Annotated in this window: 15 protein-coding genes; 9 read left to right on the top strand and 6 right to left on the bottom strand. The window is 45.8% G+C overall.

The window, feature by feature from the left end; genetic code table 11:
• Window positions 1-43: 43 nt before the first annotated feature.
• A complete protein-coding gene (locus tag A0256_05410) occupies window positions 44-700 on the top strand; it encodes a hypothetical protein (GenBank protein ID AMR34438.1) in 657 nt (218 codons plus the stop codon).
• Window positions 701-894: 194 nt separating this feature from the next.
• On the opposite strand, the gene A0256_05405 is transcribed toward A0256_05410, so the two are convergent.
• Window positions 895-1,128 (bottom strand): hypothetical protein, encoded by a 234-nt coding sequence (locus tag A0256_05405; GenBank protein ID AMR30900.1) that lies wholly within the window; start codon window positions 1,126-1,128, stop codon window positions 895-897.
• A 79-nt stretch (window positions 1,129-1,207) separates the two neighbouring features.
• Window positions 1,208-1,426 carry a PhnA protein gene (locus A0256_05400; protein AMR30899.1) on the bottom strand — a complete coding sequence of 73 codons (219 nt, stop codon included), beginning with the start codon at window positions 1,424-1,426 and terminating at the stop codon, window positions 1,208-1,210.
• 189 nt (window positions 1,427-1,615) lie between these two features.
• Here A0256_05400 and A0256_05395 point away from each other — a divergent pair, with 189 nt between their 5' ends.
• The 4 genes from A0256_05395 to A0256_05380 all read left to right on the top strand — a co-directional run bounded on the left by A0256_05395 (window position 1,616) and on the right by A0256_05380 (window position 7,882).
• Window positions 1,616-3,985 carry a peptidase S9 gene (locus tag A0256_05395; protein ID AMR30898.1) on the top strand — a complete coding sequence of 790 codons (2,370 nt, stop codon included), beginning with the start codon at window positions 1,616-1,618 and terminating at the stop codon, window positions 3,983-3,985.
• Window positions 3,986-4,166: 181 nt separating this feature from the next.
• A complete protein-coding gene (locus A0256_05390) occupies window positions 4,167-4,952 on the top strand; it encodes a succinate dehydrogenase (protein AMR30897.1) in 786 nt (261 codons plus the stop codon).
• 126 nt (window positions 4,953-5,078) lie between these two features.
• Complete coding sequence (gene sdhA / locus A0256_05385) at window positions 5,079-7,013, top strand: succinate dehydrogenase (protein AMR30896.1); 1,935 nt, start codon at window positions 5,079-5,081, stop codon at window positions 7,011-7,013.
• Window positions 7,014-7,093: 80 nt separating this feature from the next.
• Window positions 7,094-7,882 carry a fumarate reductase gene (locus tag A0256_05380; protein ID AMR30895.1) on the top strand — a complete coding sequence of 263 codons (789 nt, stop codon included), beginning with the start codon at window positions 7,094-7,096 and terminating at the stop codon, window positions 7,880-7,882.
• Between the two features lie 100 nt (window positions 7,883-7,982).
• On the opposite strand, the gene A0256_05375 is transcribed toward A0256_05380, so the two are convergent.
• The 4 genes from A0256_05375 to A0256_05360 all read right to left on the bottom strand — a co-directional run bounded on the left by A0256_05375 (window position 7,983) and on the right by A0256_05360 (window position 12,703).
• Window positions 7,983-8,474: a hypothetical protein gene (locus A0256_05375; protein ID AMR30894.1), complete on the bottom strand. Its 492-nt coding sequence runs from the start codon at window positions 8,472-8,474 to the stop codon at window positions 7,983-7,985.
• 34 nt (window positions 8,475-8,508) lie between these two features.
• A complete protein-coding gene (locus A0256_05370; protein ID AMR30893.1) occupies window positions 8,509-9,525 on the bottom strand; it encodes an oxidoreductase in 1,017 nt (338 codons plus the stop codon).
• Between the two features lie 45 nt (window positions 9,526-9,570).
• Window positions 9,571-12,009, bottom strand: a complete 2,439-nt coding sequence (locus A0256_05365; protein ID AMR30892.1) for a peptidase — start codon at window positions 12,007-12,009, stop codon at window positions 9,571-9,573.
• Between the two features lie 112 nt (window positions 12,010-12,121).
• Window positions 12,122-12,703 carry a DUF305 domain-containing protein gene (locus A0256_05360; protein AMR30891.1) on the bottom strand — a complete coding sequence of 194 codons (582 nt, stop codon included), beginning with the start codon at window positions 12,701-12,703 and terminating at the stop codon, window positions 12,122-12,124.
• Between the two features lie 144 nt (window positions 12,704-12,847).
• On the opposite strand from A0256_05360, the gene A0256_05355 reads away from it, so the two are divergent.
• The 4 genes from A0256_05355 (at window position 12,848) to A0256_05340 (ending at window position 16,167) form a co-directional block, all read left to right on the top strand.
• Entirely contained in the window at window positions 12,848-13,228 is a 381-nt protein-coding gene (locus A0256_05355) for a glycine cleavage system protein H (GenBank protein AMR30890.1), read from the top strand.
• Window positions 13,228-13,623: a hypothetical protein gene (locus A0256_05350; protein ID AMR30889.1), complete on the top strand. Its 396-nt coding sequence runs from the start codon at window positions 13,228-13,230 to the stop codon at window positions 13,621-13,623. Before A0256_05355 ends, A0256_05350 begins: the two co-directional genes overlap by 1 nt.
• 198 nt (window positions 13,624-13,821) lie before the next feature.
• Window positions 13,822-14,037: an iron transporter gene (locus A0256_05345; protein ID AMR30888.1), complete on the top strand. Its 216-nt coding sequence runs from the start codon at window positions 13,822-13,824 to the stop codon at window positions 14,035-14,037.
• A gap of 15 nt (window positions 14,038-14,052) precedes the next feature.
• On the top strand, window positions 14,053-16,167 hold the full coding sequence (locus A0256_05340; GenBank protein AMR30887.1) for a ferrous iron transporter B: 2,115 nt from the start codon (window positions 14,053-14,055) through the stop codon (window positions 16,165-16,167).
• Window positions 16,168-16,206 lie beyond the last annotated feature (39 nt).

Genomic DNA, 16,206 nt, shown 5'->3' with positions numbered 1-16,206 from the left:
ACGGGCCAATTTTGTTTATGTTTGTAATACCCAATAAATGAATATGCATACGCTATCTGAGGAGAACTATTTAAAATGTATTTATCGCCTTTGGCAGGATCGGGGTGAGAAAATAACGCCTACGGCCATTGCCGAATCGTTGGGTAACAACCCGGCCTCGGTTGTGGATATGATCCGCAAGCTAACGGATAAGCAATTGATAGCATATGATAAAAAGAAAGGCGTTGAACTTACTACCCAGGGGCAGAAAGATGCCGTGCTGATTGTTCGCCGCCACCGGCTTTGGGAGGTGTTTCTATTAGAAAAACTGGGCTACCATTGGGATGAGATCCATGATATTGCCGAAGAGTTGGAGCATATTAAAGATACATCCCTGGCCGACAGGCTGGATAAATTCCTGGGCTTCCCGGAGTACGATCCGCATGGTGATCCTATCCCGAAAGCTAACGGTAAAATGGCCAAAAGATCATCAACTACCCTGGCTGATTTAAAGCCGGGAACCCATTGCCGTATCTCTGCCGTTAAAGACACCAGCAGTGCTTTTTTGCAATACCTGCAAAAGCTTGATATCAACATCGGCACCATGGTGCAGCTGGTAGAAAAGATTCAGTATGACAGTTCACTGGTGATCAGCATTGCCGATGGCGCCAACACAACGGTATCGCAAAAATTTGGAGAGAATATTTTGGTGGACTTGTAAAGACTGGTTTTTAAACAGCAGAGGAAACGGAAATGACGCAGAGCATCACAGGGTCTGCAATTGGCAAGAAGCTGTTTGAAGTAAGTACGTTTGAATTACACCGCCATTTGCCAATATTACAGACATAACTTCAATTCGTGAAATTCGATTTATTCGAAAAATTCGTATTCACTCAATAAAATCTACATGGGGTTTTAATCCAGGCGGTGATCGGTAGTTTCTTCTTCCGACTCTTTATGGTGGTATTTATACTGCATAATGACCAGGATGGTGGCGGCACTAAACATCAGCGTAGGGATCACGGCTATGATCAGGCGCCAGGTTTGGTGCGAATTAATAGCCTTATTAATGGTGTTCACACCCACCGCAACCATACCGATGAAGATCATCAGCGGGAAGATTAGTTTCCGGTTTTCGGGAGTTGCCATAATTTAAAGGTATACAAAAATTTGGATTAAAATAAAATAATTTTTTATAACCCAATGATAGTGAGGTGATCCGGAAAGCTTATCTCTTCTTCAAAAATTCCGTTCTCAGCACAATGCTCATTCCGTCAATCTTGCAATCTACTTCTTCCTCGTTATCGGTAAGGCGAATCTTTTTTACAAGCGTGCCTTGTTTCAGCGTAGTGCCGCCGCCTTTTACTTTCAGGCTTTTGATTAGCGTTACGCTATCGCCATCTTTCAATTGATTGCCATTGCTGTCTTTTACGATTAACTCTTCCATTGTGATTGTTTGGCGGCAAATCTACACAGATAAAACCGCATCTTCCCACTTTGATGCACTTAACGATGTAAACCCCGGGCAAAATCGTTTTTAGGTATAAAATTTCCATCAAACCTCTTTTTGCGATAATCTGCTGTTTAAAAACAGTAATATTGGTTAAACTGCTAAATTGCGCCTGATTAGCCATTCATGAAAAAACGCTTCGCCCCCATCCTGCTGTTCCTGTTTACCGGCGCTTCGGCACAAAAACTGGAAACCTTAACCATCGAAAAAATCATGCGCGATCCGAAATGGATGGGCGTATCGCCGTCAAACGTTCGCTGGAGCGACGATAGCAAAAAGCTCTATTTCGATTGGAACCCCAAAAATACTGAGCGCGACGACCGCTATTTTATAACGCCCACCAACACCAAACCGCGCGAAGTTGCCAAAGATGAGCTGCGCGAACTGGTATCTGAAAACGGCAGTTTCAACAAGAAATTTACCCTTAAAACGTTTGAGCGTAACGATGACATTTTTCTGGAGGACCTCAAAACCGGCGCGGTAAGGCAACTTACCAGCACAACCGACCAGGAAGCAAACCCGGTTTTTACCGGAGACGAAAAAGCTATTATATTCACAAAGGGTAGTAACCTCTACCAGCTTAGCCTTGCTAAGGGTGAGTTGGTGCAGTTGACCAACTTCGTAAAAACGGCTTCTGCTCCCAAAAAAAATACTGATAACCAACAGGAGAAATTCCTGAAACAACAGCAGCTGGAACTTTTTGATATCATCAAAGTGAACGAAAAGGACCGCAAGCTGGATAGCGCTGAGAGTAAACTTACGCAGCCCGATAAGCTGAAGGAGCTGGTATTTGGCGATAAACGGGTTACGGCCGTAAAGGCAAGTCCGGATGGGCGATACATCACCTATCGTTTGGTGCAGCCTGCTGAAGGTGACAAAAGAGCAATTGTGCCCAACTATGTAACCGCATCGGGCTTTACGGAAGACATCCCCAACCGGACGAAGGTTGGCGCAGCGCAATCTACATCGGTTAGCTACGTTTTCGATACGCTGCGCGATAGCGTTTATGTCATCAATACGAAAGATCTGCCGGGGATTAAAGACCTGCCCGACTACCTGAAAGATTATCCAAAAGTGCTGGAAGCGCGCAAAAAAGCCAATGCGGACCGGCTGGTAGACGTAGGCGCCCCGGTTTGGAGCGAAGACGGCAAATATGCTGTGGTAGTGGTAGAATCACTGGATAATAAAGACCGCTGGATCATGAAGCTGAATGCAGCAAAAGGTACCCTAAGCCTTTTAGACCGCCAGCGCGACGAAGCCTGGATTGGCGGACCCGGTACCGGCGGCTTTTTTAGCAGCGGCAGCCTGGGTTTTATCGATAATACAAACTTTTACTATCAGAGCGAGGCAAGTGGCTATTCGCATTTATACGTGGTAAATGTGGCAACCGGCGTAAAGAAGCAGCTAACCTCCGGCCGATGGGAGGTGCAAACGCTGCACCTTTCTGTCAATAAAAAGGATTTTTATTTTACCGCCAATATCGATCACCCGGGCATCACTCATTTTTATCGTATCCCGGTAACTGGCGGTACACCGTTGAAACTCACTTCGATGAAAGGCGGTAATGAGATCTCTCTTTCGCCCGATGAAAAGTGGATCGCTATCCGTTACTCCTACTCCAACAAACCATGGGAACTTTTTATCCAGCCTAACCGGGCCGGCGCAACAGCTGTACAGGTAACCCGGTCCGCCACGGCTGAATTTAATTCGTACCCATGGAAGCAACCGGAGGTGATCAGCTTTAAGAACCGTTATGGCAGCGATATTTACGCGCGGGTTTACCAGCCTAAAACCCCTGATCCAGGTAAACCGGCCGTAGTATTTGTGCATGGCGCCGGTTACCTGCAAAACGCACACTACTGGTGGAGCAGCTACTTCCGCGAGTACATGTTTAACAATATGCTCGTAGATAATGGGTATACCGTTATGGATATCGATTATACCGCCAGCTCGGGTTATGGGCGGGACACGCGTACCGGGATTTACCGGCATATGGGTGGCAAGGATCTAACCGATCAGTCCGACGGTGTGAAATACCTGGTAGAGAAATACGGCGTTAACCCAAAGCATGTTGGTTTGTATGGCGGCTCCTACGGCGGCTTTATTACCCTGATGGCCCTGTTTACCCAGCCTGACGTTTTCGCCTCGGGCGGTGCCATCCGTTCGGTTACCGACTGGGCGCATTATAACCACAATTACACCTCCAATATCCTGAACCAGCCTTTTGAAGATGAGATAGCCTACCGCCAAAGTTCGCCCATTTACTTTGCAGACGGTTTAAAAGGTAAGTTGTTGATGCTGCATGGCATGGTAGACCAGAATGTAAACTACCAGGATATCATCCGCCTTACGCAAAAACTGATAGAGCTGCATAAAGAAAACTGGGAACTGGCTTCCTACCCAGTAGAAGACCATGGCTTTGTGCAACCCAGCAGCTGGACAGACGAGTACAAACGGATCTATAAACTGTTTGAAGAAACACTGAAGGGGAAATAAATGGAGCTGTCTCGCTCAGCTCTGCGAAAACAACCTTGAAAATTTACAAAGTTGAGACCGACTTATTAAAAAACATTTCTTTTAGATTGTTTCTAAATAGCCGATTATGCTTCATAATACCAAAACCGTTTATACCATTTGGCTTTTAATAAATACTTTTGCCTAATAAATCTGATAATCAATGAGCGAATTCAAACAAACCTTTAACTCATCACTGGGAAAAAAGCTGATCATGGCTTTAACTGGCTTGTTTTTGTGTACTTTTTTAATTGTGCACCTTGGTGGTAACCTGTTACTTTTTAGTAATGATGACGGTTACTCTTTCAATGCCTATGCAAATTTTTTAACGCATTTCCCGCCGATAGAAGTTATTGCTTACATCTTGTATCTATGCATTATTATCCATGCGGTATATGCGCTGGTTTTAACGGTTAAAAACCGCAGGGCAAGGCCGGTAGGTTATGCTGTGCAAACTAAATCGCCTGCGTCATGGTCATCAAAAAACATGGGGCTGCTGGGTTCTATCCTGTTGGTGTTCATCGTAATCCACATGGGCGATTTTTGGTTAACTTATAAATACAAGCATATTCTTGGCTTTAAACAGTATACCACCAACCAGGTAACCGGCGAAAGAAAAGTAGAAGCATTTACCCCGCCAAACCAGGAGTTCGAAAGATCATTCACTACCGATGGGGATGTGGAAATTATGCGGGTTAAAGACATCCACGCACGTGTGCAGGAGAGCTTTAGCAACCCTATCTACGTTGTATTTTACGTGATCGCGATGGGTGCTTTATCCTTCCACCTGCTGCATGGCTTCCAGAGTGCATTTCAAACAATGGGCTGGAGACACCGTAAGTACACACCGGTAGTACATTTCATCGGCACCTGGTTCTTTGGTGTAATTATACCGCTGGGCTTTGCCCTGATGCCGGTTGTATATTTTATACAGAGTTTATCAAAATAGTAATACGAATCAAGATTTCAGGAATCGAGATTTAAGACTTCAATAAACGCACATAAGACAGAGATGAGACATCAGGCCACGTTATCAAGGCACTTTGTTTTCAACTCTTTAATCTAAAATAAGAATATGAGTTTAGATGCTAAAATTCCGCAGGGCCCGCTGGCCGAAAAATGGAGCAAGCATAAATTTAACTTAAAGCTGGTTAACCCTGCTAACAAGCGTAAATATGATGTGATCATTGTTGGTACCGGTTTGGCTGGTGCATCAGCAGCGGCATCATTGGCTGAGCTTGGTTACAACGTTAAAGCGTTTTGTTTCCAGGATAGCCCTCGCCGTGCGCACTCTATTGCTGCACAGGGTGGTATCAACGGAGCAAAAAACTATCAAAACGACGGCGATAGTATTTATCGCTTGTTTTATGATACCATTAAAGGTGGCGATTACCGTGCACGTGAAGCTAACGTTTACCGCCTTGCTGAGAATTCTGTAAACATTATTGACCAGTGCGTTGCACAGGGCGTACCATTTGCCCGCGAATACGGCGGCTTATTGGATAACCGTTCATTCGGTGGTTCACAGGTATCACGTACGTTTTACGCCCGTGGTCAAACTGGCCAGCAGCTGTTGCTGGGTGCCTATTCTGCACTTAACCGCCAGATCCATTTGGGTAAGGTGAAAATGTATACCCGTACAGAAATGCTGGACGTGGTGGTTGTTGACGGACAGGCAAAAGGTATTATTACCCGTAACCTGAAGACCGGCGAAATAGAGTCTCACGGCGGCCACGCCGTACTATTGGCTACCGGTGGCTATGGTAACGTTTTTTACCTGTCAACCAATGCAATTGGTTCAAACGTAACGGCAGCATGGCGCGCTCATAAACGTGGTGCGTTCTTCGCCAATCCTTGTTATACACAAATTCACCCAACTTGTATCCCGGTAACCGGTGATCACCAGAGCAAGCTTACCCTGATGTCCGAATCGTTGCGTAACGACGGACGTGTTTGGGCGCCTAAAACTGCTGAGGTTGCAGAGAAACTGCGCAAAAAGGAAATTACTGCTGCGCAAGTGAAAGAAGATGAGCGCGATTATTTCCTGGAGCGTAAGTACCCATCGTTCGGTAACCTGGTTCCGCGTGACGTAGCTTCTCGTAATGCCAAGGAGATGACCGACGAAGGTAAAGGCGTTGGCACTACCGGTTTAGCAGTATATCTTGATTTTGCAGAAGCTATCCAGCGTTTGGGCGAAGATACCGTAAGGGCCAAATATGGTAACCTGTTTGATATGTACTATCAAATTACCGACGAAAACCCCTACAAACAGCCAATGCGTATTTACCCGGCGGTGCACTATACCATGGGTGGCCTTTGGGTGGATTATAACTTGAGCACCAACGTACCGGGCCTTTACGCCATGGGCGAGTGTAACTTTAGCGATCACGGTGCAAACCGTTTGGGTGCTTCGGCATTGATGCAGGGTTTATCAGATGGTTATTTTGTTATCCCTTACACAATAGGTGATTACCTGGCAACTATTGGCCCTAAAGCCATTGATACCAGTCACCCTGCTTTTGAGAAAACCAAACAGGAAGTAATTGCATACAATAACAAATTGCTTGCTCTAAAGGGCAATAAAACAGTGGTTGAATATCACCGCGAATTGGGCCACATTATTTGGGAGTATTGCGGCATGGCGCGTACCGAAGAGGGCCTGATAAAAGCAAAAGGACTGATCAAGGCCCTGAAGGCTGATTTTTGGGTGAATGCAATTGTAACCGGCGAAAATGATGAGGTTAACGCAGCGCTTGAAAGAGCCGGTCGTGTTGCCGACTTTATTGAACTGGGCGAATTAATGATTGATGACGCTTTGATGCGCCGTGAATCATGCGGCGGTCACTTCCGTTTAGAATCACAAACCCCGGAAGGTGAGGCACTGCGCGACGATGATAATTACGCCTTCGTTGCTGCCTGGGAGTTCAAAGGTGAAAACCAGGAAGAGGAATTGCATAAAGAAGAGCTGATCTTCGAAAATGTTAAGTTATCACAAAGAAGCTATAAATAGTACTTAGTAGCAAGTATCAGGTAGCAAGATTCTGTCTTTATACTTGATACTAAATACTTGATACCCAATCTAATATTAAGATGAGCGGAAACATGAATCTGACGCTGAAAGTATGGCGCCAAAAAAATTCACAAACGGCAGGTAAGTTTGTAACTTATAAAGCAGAAGGTATTTCTCCGGACATGTCATTCCTGGAAATGCTGGACGTGGTGAACGAAAGCCTGACTAAAAATAACGGTGAGCCAATCCATTTTGATCACGATTGCCGCGAAGGTATCTGCGGGTCTTGTTCGCTATATATCAACGGCCGGCCTCATGGTCCAAAAAAGGCAATTACTACCTGCCAGCTGCACATGCGTACTTTTAGTGATGGCGAAACCATCACTATTGAACCATGGCGCGCGGCTGCTTTCCCGGTTGTAAAAGATCTGGGTACAGATCGCTCTGCGTTCGACAGGATACAGCAGGCTGGTGGCTTTATTTCGGTAAACACCGGTGCAGCTCAGGATGCCAACGCTATCCTTATTCCGAAGGTGATTGCTGATGAGGCTTTCAACTCCGCTACCTGTATCGGTTGCGGTGCTTGCGTAGCGGCATGTAAAAATGCTTCGGCCATGTTGTTTACATCGGCAAAGATCACCCAGTTGGGCTTATTACCGCAAGGCCAGCCCGAGCGTTACAGCCGTGTACAGGCAATGGTTGCCCAGATGGACGAAGAAGGGTTTGGTAACTGTACCAATACCGGTGCCTGCGAAGCAGAATGCCCTAAAGAGATTACGCTGATGAACATTGGCCGTATGAACAATGATTATTACAGTGCAAAGCTATTCCGCGAGGAACACGCCCACGACCATACCGGCGGCGAGTAATAGCAGCTATTTGATATAAAAAAGTCCCGGCTACATTTGTAACCGGGACTTTTCAGTTCTAAACCATTGTAGCTTTAAGCTTTGGTCTTTATGCTTTTATCTATTTTGCGTTTTCACCTTTAACGGCTTTTGCAGCACTCTCCTGCAATTCAGCCATTACCGGCACTTTCTCGTAAGATTTAACCAAGTTGCCCTTTGTGTTATAAAAAGCTATGAACGGTGTGGTGCGGATCTGGTAAAACTTCTGCACCGATCCGCCGTATCCTTCTGAGCCGATCGTAATATTTGGAAATGATGCCAGCTTATATTCGTCATAAAAAGGTTTTACCATTTTAATGTCGGAAAAGGTAACCATCACAATCTGCAGATCTTTAAAGCTGTTCATCTTTGGCTTCATATCATATACCAGCTTTTGGCAGTGGCTGCAATCCGGTGCAAAATAGATAAGCATAGTTGGCTTATTCTTTTTCAGATCGGCATTAGTTGTATACGAGTTATCGATCTTCAGGATCTTATAAGGGGCAATTGCAGGCGGCTGTGCAGAACATCCAACGGCGATAAATAGGGAAAGAGCGAATAATATTTTTTTCATTTGGTATAATAGCATGCGGGCTTAATAAATATGATTATGCTTCCAGTAGTTCAAGTTGCCAGGCAATATGTTCTTCTGTTACAGGAAATAACGCATTATTGCGGATTGTATGATAAGCAGCGTCAAATATTTGCATATAATCGCCACGATCTGATGCAACAGGCTCTGCAGTCTTTTTATTATCCGCACCAACTGTTACCAACTTGCCTTCGCTTCCGGCGGGCTCTACGCCATACGCCTCGTCGTCCGGCATCATGCCTTTATCCAATTGCGCTTCCTGCACATCGGTACGGGCTTTTACAAAACTGCCTACGGTGCCGTTCACCACAAAGCCTGGCTGCTCCTCGGCCATCAGTAATCCGGCTGTTAAATAAACATTGAGCTGGTTTGGATACAACAGATGGAAGTGAAAATAATCCGGCACTTCTGAGCCTTCACGATAGATTCCGGTGGTTTTATGGAAAGAGAGCGGTTTGCCAAAAAGGGCAATAGCATTGTCAATCAAATGCGGACCAAGGTCGTATACCAATCCATTCGCCGGGGTATCTTTCGTCTCTTTAAAGCTTTTTACACCCAATTGCGCCTTGTAACGGTCCATGCGGAAGATCACCTCTTGCAGGTTGCCCAGTTGGCCGCCTTCAATAATTTTTTTGGTAGATAAAAACCCGCTATCATAGCGGCGGTTTTGATATACCATAAGGTGCTTGCCCGTTTCTCGGCTAACATCAAAAAGTTCTTTTACCTGTGCAGCAGTAGCAGCGGCAGGTTTTTCTACCAATACATGCTTACCCGCCCGCATGGCCGCAATGGTTTGCTCCAGGTGCAGGTTGTTGGGTGTATTAACGATGATCAGTTCTACTTCGGGGTCGTTAAGTAGTTCATCGGGGTTATTGTAACTGATGATCTCCGGGTAAATAGCGGGTGATTTTTTTTGATTACGCTCTACGATACCTTTTAGGGTAAAGCCCGGATGGGTATGGATAAACGGTGCATGAAATATTCTGCCCGACATCCCGAAGGCCATTAAGCCTGTAACTATTGGTGCTGCCATGTTTTTCTTTTTAGGAACCGCAAGATAAATGCTTTTATTTACAAATTAGTAAGCCGGCTCATCATCCATTCCTATCGGCGAACCATCCGGCATGGCTATTGGCCGGGTTTGCTGAAATTTCTCCGGGGTTTTTTCGAATTGGTTAATTTGCGATAGGCCAAACAGCAGGTTGGCCTTTGTATTGCCGGCTGATGTTTTTAAAGCACCTTTCATATAATTTTTCAGTTCATCAACTTGTAACAATGCAATACCCCGTACGTTATCTGCAGCACTTGTGTTAGCGGCGAGTGCCAGCAGCTGTTTTAACGTTAAAATGTTTACTAAGCGTTGTAGTTCACCTTTGTAACCGGTTGGTTGTGGCGCCTGCCAGGTTCGGGCAATCAGCTTATTTAATACCGGCAAAAGGCCGGGCTGGCCTGCATCCCGCGACTGGTATTCTATCAGCCTGGCGGCGCGTTCTGGCTGCAGCATAAACAACAGGGTGGTGCCTGCCACAGACTCTGCCGCTGCCATTGGGTCGAACGTTAGGCCGGTGCGTGATTTAAAAAGCTCCCTTGTACGCGGATAGCCCGGTGGGCGCGGAGGGATCATCGCCAGCAATTTCTCAGGAATAGCCAGGGCATCGGGCGTTAAGGTACCCATCAATGCGTCAAAGGCTTTCCACTGTTCGGCAGCGGGAATAAATTTAGTAACGGTTTGCCCATCATTTTTTAAAGCGAACGTATAGTTTAAACCGCCCAGCATTTTTGAGGCGGCCTCTGCCTGGTAGCGGTGTATCAGGTACATCGGCACCAAAACTTCTTCTATGGTAGCCATTGGCGCATCCTGCCGAATGGCTTTTGCCGAGAAGTTATCTAACACGTGTTTGCGTAAAATCATCAGCCGGTTTAGCTCCTCGGCAGCGTTTACGCCGCTATCCCAAAGGTGAGCCTGAGGGTGCGCGCCGCCCGCGGCGCGGGCATCATCATCAGAAATAAACTGGTACCCCTGTTTCAACGTTTCGCCGATGATGCCTTTTAGGGTTTCATCCTCATTTGTTCCCGCCGTGAAATCCTGGTAGCCATATAATATGGCGCGTTTATCGTATCCACCGATTTCAGTTTTGTAAGCTGCGCTGAGGTCGATAGTGCCATCGGTGCTGAGGCTGATAACCGGTGGCGGGTAATCCATCACAGAGGCCCTATCTTTGGTACTGGCAGCAAAGTTATGCTGCAAACCAAGTGTATGGCCCACCTCATGGGCAGAAAGCTGCCTTAAACGGGCAAGGGCCAGTTTCATCATTTTATCGCTGGTGGGCTTGCCATCCTCATAGGGTTGTACCAGGCCTTCGGCAATTAAAAAATCCTGCCTGTCGCGAAGCGATCCCAGTGATACCTGGCCTTTAATGATCTCGCCGGTGCGCGGATCGGTAATGGATGAGCCATATGACCATCCTCTGCTGGAGCGGTGGATCCACTGGATAATATTGTACCTCACGTCCATCGGGTCGGCATCTTCCGGCAGTAGTTTTACCAGGAAGGCATTTTTATACCCTGCGGCTTCAAAAGCCTGGTTCCACCAGGATGCGCCTTCTATCAGCGCCGAACGCACCGGCTCGGGTGCGCCGCGGTCTACATAATAAACAATAGGTTTTACAGGTTCGCTCAAGGCCAAAGTCGGGTCTTTTTTAGTCAGCCGGTGCCGGGCCAAAAGCCGCTTCACAATAGGCTGGTCTATCGGCGTAGCAAAATCCAGGTAATCGATACTGAAATAGCCAGATCTCGGGTCATAATTGCGCGGCTTATAGGTATCGTCTGGCAGTTTTATAAATGATTGGTGCATCCGCACAGTGATTGAATTGGCATCCGGTGTTACTGAGGCAATCTCGCTGCCGCTTGCCTTACCGGCCAGGGTGATCATCGCTTCAAACTCTGTATTGTAAGGAAAGCTTTTGGTATTAGGCAGGTAAACGGCCGAGCGGCTGTCATCGGCGCTAAAATTTCCCTGGTCGTTGCCGGCTAACCTGTCGGCCAGTTTGTGGCTGTCGCGCAACAAAAATGGGGTAAGGTCTATCAGCACCCGCCCGTTCTCCTCGGCAATGGCGGTGGTACCCCATATAGCCGATTGTGCAAATGCTTCGGCTACGGATTTTCGCTCATCGGCATTGTTACTTACTGCCCTGAAATTATAGTTCGGCTGTATCAACATTACTTTTGGGCCAACCCTGATAAATTTTACTATCCGGCTGTTACCTATCTGCCCGCGGTCGAGCCCAAGATCATTGGAACCTACACCCGCCGGGAGCGAATTAACATATAAAAACTCCTGGTTCAGTTGGGCAATCTCTAAATACACCTTGCCGGTTTTTTCATCCCAGTAAAAATTAAAGTAGCCGGTATATTTAGTGAGTCCCTGCGTTTTGGCCTGGATCGTTTCTGCCTTTTGGGCTTTTAACATTTGAATGGCCAGCAGGCAGAGCGCAAAGAGCAGGTAATGTTTTTTCATCTGAAAGGCTTTGGATGCCCAATATATTCATTTGCAACCCCCCAAACAACGTAAAAAACAAAAAGGGAATAAACTTTCGCCTATTCCCTTTTCCGCTTAAATCAAATTAAGCTTATTTCATGCTTTTTTGAATCGCTTCTATTTTAGCTAAATGAGCTTTTACTACCGGTAAAGTTTTGGTAGCAAATGCCATTAAGTCTGTGTCTTTGCAGTTTTTTGAACCATCTTCCAGCATATCTGCTACTTTTTTATGGCCATCTACCATTGCATCAACGTATGCTTTGTCAAATTCGGCACCAGATTTACCAGAAATTTCGGTAATTTCTTTTTGGTGCTCTTCATCTGGTGATGCAGGTAAAGTAATGTTTTTAGTCTTGGCAATAGCCATCAACTCTTCGTTGGCTTTGCTATGGTCTGTTGCCATCATAGCGCCATACTCTTTTACCTGTGCATTTACGCCTTTTTCTGCAGCTATTTTACCAAGTGCAACTTCTGTCATACCTGCGTTTGCAATCCCTGTCGCAAATTTTGCATCATTTTCATCAACTGCAATACCTGTAGAGCCATTGGTGGTTGTGTCTTTTACTGCATTTACGCTGTCGGCTGCATCTTTTGTGTCTTTTGGTGCCTGGTTACAAGCCTGGAACGATAACGCTGCGAGCGCAATCATTGCCGCTAAACTAATCTTTTTCATTTTGTAGGTTGTTTTTTGTTTTTAAGGTAACACAATTAGGCCCATTTGGTTTTGATGCATTTTGTCTGAGGTGTTTTTAAAATGGTGGCAATTATTGTTATACCTTAAAGTTTTATTATTTTTGGGACATATAAAATAAACAACATGAATTTCCCTGCCGAGTTAAAATATACAAAGGACCACGAGTGGATAAAGGTGGATGGTGATACCGCCACTATCGGAATTACTGAGTTTGCACAAGGCGAACTGGGCGATATCGTTTACATCGATATCAATACCGTAGGCCAGGAAGTTGCTAAGGAAGACGTTTTTGGAACAGTGGAAGCGGTAAAAACAGTATCTGACCTGTTTATGCCTTTGAACGGAACTGTATTGGAAATAAACCCATTGCTGGATAGCCAGCCGGAACTGGTAAATTCAGACCCATATGGCGATGGCTGGATGGTGAAGATCAGCCTGAGTGATGCTGCAGAAGCTGAAAGCCTTTTATCCGCTGATGATTATAAATCCGTTATCGGTGTTTAATGAATGGCCGATTTAAATATTACGGGCCCGCTATTTTGTGGGCCCTCTTTATTTTGACTATTTGCAGTATCCGCATGGGTGGGGTAGACCACGCACCAATGTTTTTCCCGGGGTTTGACAAACTAGTTCATTGCGGATTGTTTTTTGTACTGGCGGTATTTTACTGCGCCGGTAGTATCCGTAAGTATAAAACCAAAGAATTGCGCATTGAAATTGCCGTTAAGAATACCATTGTGCTTATTAGTTACGGTGCTTTGATAGAGGTGCTGCAGATGTATGTATTTACGTGGCGCACAGGTGATGCAACAGATCTTTTTGCAGATACAGTTGGCGCTTGTATGGGCATATTTGCAGTTTTAGTAACCACAAACGCGATAAAACATGAAAGCATTTAGATATCTCGCCATCATCGTGACACTGTTTAGCATCTCATCCTGCGGTATCTTTAAAAAAGACTGTGGATGCCCGCATTTCAGTATGAAAGCCACCCCGGCTAAAGTTTACAGAGCATAGACTTTACTGTTCAAAAATTTCACTCTTCTTATTTGGATTTAATATAAATAAAGCTACATTTGTGCTCAATATTTTCGCAGATGACACTTTCACAGCTTGAGCCAGGACAAACCGGAATAGTAAAGGAATTTACTGATATGGAAATGTCTGTTAAATTGATGGAGATGGGATGCCTCCCCGGTGAAGAAGTTAGAGTATCACGTGTTGCCCCGCTTGGCGATCCTATCGCTATTCATGTTTCGGGGTATCAGTTAAGTTTGCGCAGGTTTGAAGCATCAACCATTATTTTGCAATAGTTCCCCCGTTAGCCATTGAAAGCTGATATCAGAGTAGCATTAGTAGGCAATCCCAATACCGGTAAATCCACGTTATTTAACGCATTAACCGGACTCAATCAAAAAATAGGAAATTTTCCTGGTGTTACTGTTGATAAAAAAGTAGGTTATTCCCAACTGCCTGATGGCCGCCGTGCGGAAATTATTGATCTGCCGGGTACATACAGCTTATACCCAAAAAGTCAGGACGAATCGATCGTGTTTTCGGTACTTGCCGAAAAGGGCGGTGAGCTTGCTCCCGATCTGGTAGTGGTGATCCTGGATGCAACAAACCTTAAACGAAATCTTTTACTCTACAGCCAGGTTGCCGATCTGAAGATCCCGGTGATCATCGCTTTAAATATGAGCGACCTTGCCAAAAAAGCGGGGATCAGCATCGATATCAATTTGCTCTCCCAAAAGCTGGGGGTACCGATTATTCCGGTTTCGGCAAGGCGGCTGGAAGGAATAGCTGAATTGAAGGAGGGAATCTCCTTTGCTAACAAGTTTGCCTTGCAGCTGGAAAGCATAGATGTAAAGGGGATAGCTCCCGGGCTGATAGCAGCCATAAGTGCTGAATTAAACATCGATAACCCTTACTTTGCACTTCAGCTTGCACACCAGCACGAAACACTTAAATTTTTAACGCCTGCCCAAAGCAGCCGCATAGAGGAACTTGAGAAAGAGTACACCTTCCATTCGCAAAAGGCACAAGCCACGGAAACCATTGCGCGGTACAACTATATTAATGATGTACTTTACGATACGGTTAAAACACCGGTAACCGCATATGACGAAAGCCACAGCAATAAGATAGATAAGGTACTTACCCATAAAGTATTTGGCTTTATCATTTTCATGGGTATCCTGCTGTTTATGTTCCAGGCCATTTTTGCCTGGTCGGCGTACCCTATGTCGCTCATTGAAGATCTTTTTATCTGGATAGAGGGTGGGCTTCGTAGTGTTTTACCGGGAGGGCCACTGGCCGATCTGCTGATAGACGGCGTTGTTGCCGGGTTAAGTGGTGTGATGGTGTTTATCCCGCAGATTGCTATTTTATTTGCTTTTATTTCTATACTGGAAGATACCGGCTATATGTCGCGGGTTACGTTTATGATGGATAAGATCATGCGTAAGGTTGGCCTTAACGGAAAATCGGTAGTGCCGCTGATAGGCGGTTTTGCCTGTGCGGTGCCATCTATCATGAGTACCCGCACTATTGAGAACTGGAAGGACCGGATGATCACCATTATGGTTACGCCGCTGGTGGCCTGCTCGGCCCGGTTACCGGTTTATACTTTACTTATCGCCCTGGTGGTACCCAGCCGTAACATCTGGTGGATTTTTAATTTGCAGGGCCTTGCATTAACCGGTATGTATGTGCTGAGCCTGATATCAGCAGTAATTGTAGCCTGGGTGATGAAACACCTGCTAAAAGCCCGCGAACGTGGCTACTTCATTATGGAGCTGCCCGTTTACCGTATGCCACGCTGGAACAATGTTTTATTTTCGATGTATGAGCGGGCTAAAACCTTTGTGTTTGAGGCAGGCAAAGTGATCATAGCGGTATCGGTGATCTTATGGGTTCTGTCGTCGTACGGGCCGGGGAACCGTTTCGAAAAGATCGAGCAAAAATATAGTGCAAAAACCTATACCACCACCGTTAAGCCGGATGACCTGAAGCGCATGGTATCCTCAGAAAAGCTGGAGAACTCCTACGCCGGGGTATTAGGGCATGCCATCGAACCTGCTATCCGGCCATTAGGCTTCGATTGGAAGATAGGGATAGCGCTCATTACATCCTTTGCCGCCCGGGAAGTATTTGTAGGCACCATGGCCACTATTTACAGTGTAGAGGGCGATGCCGATAAAATAGATTCGGTACAGGATAAAATGCGCCATGCAAAAAATCCGGCAACCGGGCAACCTGTTTTTACCCTGGCGGTAGCCTTTTCATTAATGATGTTTTACGCCTTCGCTATGCAGTGTGCCAGCACGGTAGCGGTAGTTTACCGTGAAACAAAAGACTGGCGCTGGCCCGCCGCGCAATTCGCGTATATGACCGCCCTTGCTTACGGAGCAGCGTTTTTGGTTTACCATTTGCTGCGGTAGCAAACTTTAATCTGTCATCTGTTCCTAACCTTTTGCCAT

It is taken from the genome of Mucilaginibacter sp. PAMC 26640, assembly GCA_001596135.1.
In the GTDB taxonomy this organism is placed as follows: Bacteria; Bacteroidota; Bacteroidia; order Sphingobacteriales; family Sphingobacteriaceae; genus Mucilaginibacter.
The sequence above is the reverse complement of the archived record's forward strand: the minus strand, read 5'-3'. Positions and strand labels throughout refer to the sequence as shown.

Excerpts from the sequence above, each read along its gene's own strand:
- A0256_05380 (AMR30895.1), top strand. The coding sequence starts at position 7,094 with ATGAGCGGAAACATGAATCTGACGCTGAAAGTATGGCGCCAAAAAAAT.
- A0256_05410 (AMR34438.1), top strand. The coding sequence starts at position 44 with ATGCATACGCTATCTGAGGAGAACTATTTAAAATGTATTTATCGCCTT.
- A0256_05375 (AMR30894.1), bottom strand. The coding sequence starts at position 8,474 with ATGAAAAAAATATTATTCGCTCTTTCCCTATTTATCGCCGTTGGATGT.
- A0256_05355 (AMR30890.1), top strand. The coding sequence starts at position 12,848 with ATGAATTTCCCTGCCGAGTTAAAATATACAAAGGACCACGAGTGGATA.
- A0256_05350 (AMR30889.1), top strand. The coding sequence starts at position 13,228 with ATGAATGGCCGATTTAAATATTACGGGCCCGCTATTTTGTGGGCCCTC.
- A0256_05400 (AMR30899.1), bottom strand. The coding sequence starts at position 1,426 with ATGGAAGAGTTAATCGTAAAAGACAGCAATGGCAATCAATTGAAAGAT.
- A0256_05395 (AMR30898.1), top strand. The coding sequence starts at position 1,616 with ATGAAAAAACGCTTCGCCCCCATCCTGCTGTTCCTGTTTACCGGCGCT.
- A0256_05370 (AMR30893.1), bottom strand. The coding sequence starts at position 9,525 with ATGGCAGCACCAATAGTTACAGGCTTAATGGCCTTCGGGATGTCGGGC.
- A0256_05360 (AMR30891.1), bottom strand. The coding sequence starts at position 12,703 with ATGAAAAAGATTAGTTTAGCGGCAATGATTGCGCTCGCAGCGTTATCG.
- A0256_05345 (AMR30888.1), top strand. The coding sequence starts at position 13,822 with ATGACACTTTCACAGCTTGAGCCAGGACAAACCGGAATAGTAAAGGAA.
- A0256_05405 (AMR30900.1), bottom strand. The coding sequence starts at position 1,128 with ATGGCAACTCCCGAAAACCGGAAACTAATCTTCCCGCTGATGATCTTC.
- sdhA (AMR30896.1), top strand. The coding sequence starts at position 5,079 with ATGAGTTTAGATGCTAAAATTCCGCAGGGCCCGCTGGCCGAAAAATGG.
- A0256_05390 (AMR30897.1), top strand. The coding sequence starts at position 4,167 with ATGAGCGAATTCAAACAAACCTTTAACTCATCACTGGGAAAAAAGCTG.
- A0256_05365 (AMR30892.1), bottom strand. The coding sequence starts at position 12,009 with ATGAAAAAACATTACCTGCTCTTTGCGCTCTGCCTGCTGGCCATTCAA.